The sequence below is a fragment of the Streptomyces phytophilus genome, assembly GCF_013870535.1.
GTDB classification, from domain to species: Bacteria; Actinomycetota; Actinomycetes; order Streptomycetales; family Streptomycetaceae; genus Streptomyces; species Streptomyces phytophilus.
In genome coordinates this window covers 1-4476 of record NZ_JACBXC010000446.1, presented here as the reverse complement: position 1 = coordinate 4476, position 4476 = coordinate 1, and the positions used below count along the sequence as shown (strand labels likewise).

The window sequence follows — 4476 nt, the reverse complement described above, 5'->3', positions numbered from 1 at the left end:
GCAGCACGGGCTCGGCGCCGCTGCCGGCCGCCGCCTGCCGCGGGAACGCGGCCGACCCGGCGGTGCCCGCGGCACCGGGGGGCGCGCCCTCGCCGGTCATCGCCGCGACCAGGTCCTCCTTCGCCAGCCCGGAGACCGGTGCGGTGAGGATGTGCCGGGCGTCGCGGAAGACGGTGACGGTGTCGCAGAGTTCGTAGACCTCCTGGAGGTGGTGGGAGATGAACAGGAAGGCGACCCCCTGCCGCTGGAGTTCGCGCAGCTTGCCGAAGAGCCGGTCGATGCCGCCGGCGTCGAGCCGGGCCGTCGGCTCGTCGAGGATGATCAGCCGGGCGCCGAAGCTGAGGGCCCTCGCGATCTCCACGAACTGCCGCTGCTCGACGCCGAGGTCCTTCGCCCGCGCCGAGGGGTCCACGTCCACGCCGTACGTCGCCAGCAGCTCGCGGGCGCGGGTGCGCAGCCGGCGCCAGTTGATGGCGCCGGTGCCGGTGAAGCGGTTGAGGAAGAGGTTCTCGGCGACCGTGAGGTCCGGCACGATCATGAGCTTCTGGTACACGCAGGCGACCCGGGCGCGCCACGCCGCCGTGTCGCCGAACGGCGGCGCGCTCTCGCCGGAGAAGGCGACCGTGCCGGTGTCGGGGCGCTCCATGCCGGTGAGCACGGAGACGAGGGTCGACTTCCCGGCGCCGTTGCGGCCGACGAGGGCGTGCGCCTCGCCGGCCGCGACCTCCAGGTGCACGCCGTCGAGCGCGAGCGTGGGACCGAAGCGTTTGACGACGCCGTCGGCGCGTACGGCGGGGGGCGCCGCGGGCACGGCTCAGCCCTGCTTTTCGAGCTGGTTGGCCCACAGCTCGGGGTCGTCGACGTTCTCCTTGGTGACCAGCGGGGCGGGCAGCTGGTCCTCCAGGCCGTTCGGGATCTTGACGATCTTCGAGCCGTGGTCGGTCTTGCCGGGCTTGAACTCCTTGCCCTTCAGGGCCTGCTGGGCGTAGAAGAGCGCGTACTCGGCGTAGAGGTCGGCGGGCTGGGAGACGGTGGCGTCGATCTCGCCGGCGCGGATGGCGTCCAGCTCCTCGGGGATGCCGTCGTTGGAGACGATCGTGATGTGGCCGTCCTCGCCGGCGGGCTTGAGCATGTTCTTCTGCTCCAGCAGCGCGAGGGTCGGCTGCAGGAAGACGCCGCCGGCCTGCATGTAGATGCCGTCGATCGACTTCTCCTTGGCCAGCACGCTCTGCAGCTTGGCGGAGGCCACGTCGCCCTTCCACTCGGTGGGCAGCTCGAAGACCTCCATGCCGGGGTACTTCTCGTCCATGCACTTCTTGAACGCCACCGAGCGGTCGCGGCCGTTGATGGAGGCCAGGTCGCCCTGGAACTCCACGACCTTGCCCTTGCCGCCGAGCTGCTCGCCGAGGTACTCGCACGCCTTGATGCCGTACGCCTCGTTGTCGGCCCGTACGACCATGTAGACGTCGCCCTTGTCGGGGCGGGTGTCGACGCTGACGACGGGGATGTCCTCCTCCGCCAGCCGCTCCAGGGTGGAGGCGACGGCGCCGGTGTCCTGCGGCGCCATGATGACGGCGTCGGCGCCCTGGTCGGTGAACGCCTGCACGTTGGCGACGAGCTTGCCGATGTCGTTCTGCGAGTTGGTGATCGGCAGGGCGTCGACCACGCCGTCCGAGACGCCCTTCTTCAGGTACTGGTGGTAGGAGTTCCAGAAGTCGCTGTCGGTGCGCGGCATGTCGATGCCGACCTGGCCGTCGGCGCCGGCCGCGTCGTTGCCGCGGTTGCAGGCGGCGAGCGGGGCGATTGCGAGGAGCGTGGTGCAGGCCGCGACGGCGGTCGTGCGGAGTCTGCGAGTCAGCATGGGAGTCCCGTCCCGTCGTTCGTCTCGGGTGTACGGCTGGAGGGTTCGGCTCGGGCCGCGGCGTGCCGGGGGGCCGGCCGCGCGGCGTGGGGTGCGGTGAGGGGTGCGATGCGGGGTGCGCCGGGCACGGGGCTCAGCTCCCCTGGTCCCGCCGGGCGTCCTGCTGCGCCACGGCCCGCCATACGGGGCCGTCGGGGTAGCGGTGCGCGGCCAGCGACTCGGGGTGCATCCGCGCGGAGAAGCCGGGGGCCTCGGGTGCGCGGTAGCGGCCGTCGACGACGACGGCCGGGTCGGCGAAGTGCTCGTGGAGGTGGTCGACGTACTCGATGACGCGGTCCTCCCGGGTGCCGGAGACGGCGACGTAGTCGAACATGGCCAGGTGCTGCACCAGTTCGCACAGGCCGACGCCGCCGGCGTGCGGGCAGACCGGGACGCCGTGCTTGGCGGCGAGGAGCAGGATGGCCAGGTTCTCGTTGACGCCGGCCACGCGGGCGGCGTCGATCTGCACGAAGTCGACGGCGCCGGCCTGGAGCAGCTGTTTGAACATGACGCGGTTGGCGACGTGTTCGCCGGTGGCGACCTTCACGGGCTGCCCGGCGCGTACGGCGGCGTGGCCGAGCACGTCGTCGGGGCTGGTGGGCTCCTCGATCCAGTGCGGCGCGTACGGGGCCAGGGCGGTCATCCAGCGCACGGCGTCGGCGACGTCCCAGCGCTGGTTGGCGTCCACGGCGATGCGCACGTCCGGGCCGACGGCCTCGCGGGCGAGCCGCATGCGCCGTACGTCGGCGTCGAGGTCGCCGCCGACCTTCAGCTTGATCTGGCCGAAGCCCTCGGCGACGGCGGCCTTGGAGAGCTGGATGAGCTTCTCGTCGGAGTAGCCGAGCCAGCCGGGGGTGGTGGTGTACGCGGGGTAGCCCTCGGCGCGCAGCCGGGCGGCCCGCTCGGCGCGGCCGGGCTCGGCGGCGCGCAGCAGGGCCAGCGCCTCGTCGGGGGTGAGGGCGTCGGAGAGGTAGCGGAAGTCGACGAGGGAGACCAGCTCCTCGGGGGTCATGCGGGCCAGGAACTCCCACACCGGCAGCCCCGCCTGCCCGGCGGCCAGGTCCCAGGCGGCGTTGACCACGGCGCCCGCGGCCATGTGGATCACGCCCTTCTCCGGGCCGAGCCAGCGCAGTTGGGAGTCGTGGGTGAGGGTGGTGCACAGCTCGGCCAGGTCGGCGGCGGCACGCGGCGCGGGGCGGCCCACGACGTACGGCGCGAGGGAGCGGATGGCGGTGGCGGTGACGTCGTTGCCGCGGCCGATGGTGAAGCAGAAGCCGTGGCCCTCGACGCCGGGTTCGTCGGTGCGGAGCACGACGTACGCGGCGGAGTAGTCGGGGTCGGGGTGCATGGCATCCGACCCGTCGAGCTCCAGGGAGGTGGGGAAGCGGATGTCGGAGACGTCCAAATCGGTGACAGTCGGTCGCATGCAGGCTTCCCTCGCGTCTGGAACATCGGATCTTTCAGCAGTCATCCGATGTATATCCGGGTGGGCTTGCCAACGTCCAGAGGCAGTGAGTGATTTATCCGCACTGACGCGCTGCCAACCCTCCCCAAGGGGCACACCTCGGATGAATCGGTACTCGTGCCGCACGGGCTACGGCACGTCGGCGGGGAAGCCTTAGGCTGGGGGCCGCATGTCTCGGAGCACGTGGCCGCAGGGGCCGTTACCGCCGGAAGGAGGCGCTGGGTGATCGAGCTGGAGGGGCTGCCCGAGCTGGTCGATCCGGTGATGATCTGCGCCTTCGAGGGCTGGAACGACGCCGGTGACGCCGCCTCCTCCGCGGTCGGCCATCTCGACCGGGAGTGGAAGGGCGAGGTCTTCGCGTCGCTCGACGCCGAGGACTACTACGACTTCCAGGTCAACCGGCCCACCGTCACCCTCCACGGCGGCGTACGGAAGGTCACCTGGCCCACCACGCAGCTGTCCGCGGTACGGATCGCGGACGCCGACGGCAAGGGCCACCCGCGGGACCTCGTGCTCGTCCGCGGCATCGAGCCCAGCATGCGCTGGCGCTCCTTCTGCAACGAGATCCTGGGCTTCGCCCACGAGTTGGGCGTCGAGCTGGTCGTCCTGCTCGGTGCGCTCCTCGGCGACACACCGCACACCCGGCCCGTACCGGTGACGGGAGTGACCTCCGACCCGGAGCTGGCCGTGTCGATGGACCTGGAGGAGACCCGCTACGAGGGCCCGACGGGGATCGTCGGCATCCTCCAGGAGGCGTGCACGCACGCGGGCGTGCCCACCGCCAGCCTGTGGGCCGCCGTGCCGCACTACGTCTCCCAGCCGCCGAACCCGAAGGCCACCCTGGCGCTGCTCAACCGGCTCGACGACCTGATCGGGGTGCGCATCCCGCTCGGCGAGCTGCCCGAGGACGCGCGCGCCTGGCAGTTGGGCGTGGACCAGCTGGCCGCGGAGGACAGCGAGGTCGCCGAGTACGTGCAGACGCTGGAGGAGGCCCGCGACACGGCGGAGCTGCCGGAGGCGTCGGGCGAGGCGATCGCCCGCGAGTTCGAGCGCTACCTGCGCCGCCGCGACCCGGGCGCCGGACCGTACCTGCGCGACCTGTCGGGCCCGC

Annotated in this window: 4 protein-coding genes; 1 reads left to right on the top strand and 3 read right to left on the bottom strand. The window is 72.0% G+C overall.

The features are described 5' to 3' along the window. The 3 genes from H5J30_RS18865 to H5J30_RS18855 all read right to left on the bottom strand — a co-directional run. The coding region (locus H5J30_RS18865) for an ATP-binding cassette domain-containing protein (protein ID WP_309505568.1) at positions 1-811 on the bottom strand (811 nt) is incomplete at its 3' end. Positions 812-814: 3 nt separating this feature from the next. After that, on the bottom strand, positions 815-1861 hold the full coding sequence (locus H5J30_RS18860; RefSeq protein WP_181788592.1) for a sugar ABC transporter substrate-binding protein: 1047 nt from the start codon (positions 1859-1861) through the stop codon (positions 815-817). 133 nt (positions 1862-1994) lie between these two features. After that, positions 1995-3326 (bottom strand): enolase C-terminal domain-like protein, encoded by a 1332-nt coding sequence (locus tag H5J30_RS18855; protein ID WP_181788591.1) that lies wholly within the window; start codon positions 3324-3326, stop codon positions 1995-1997. A gap of 261 nt (positions 3327-3587) precedes the next feature. Between H5J30_RS18855 and H5J30_RS18850 the strand changes: the two genes are divergently transcribed. Continuing rightward, on the top strand, positions 3588-4476 hold an 889-nt coding region (locus H5J30_RS18850; protein ID WP_181788590.1), incomplete at its 3' end, for a PAC2 family protein.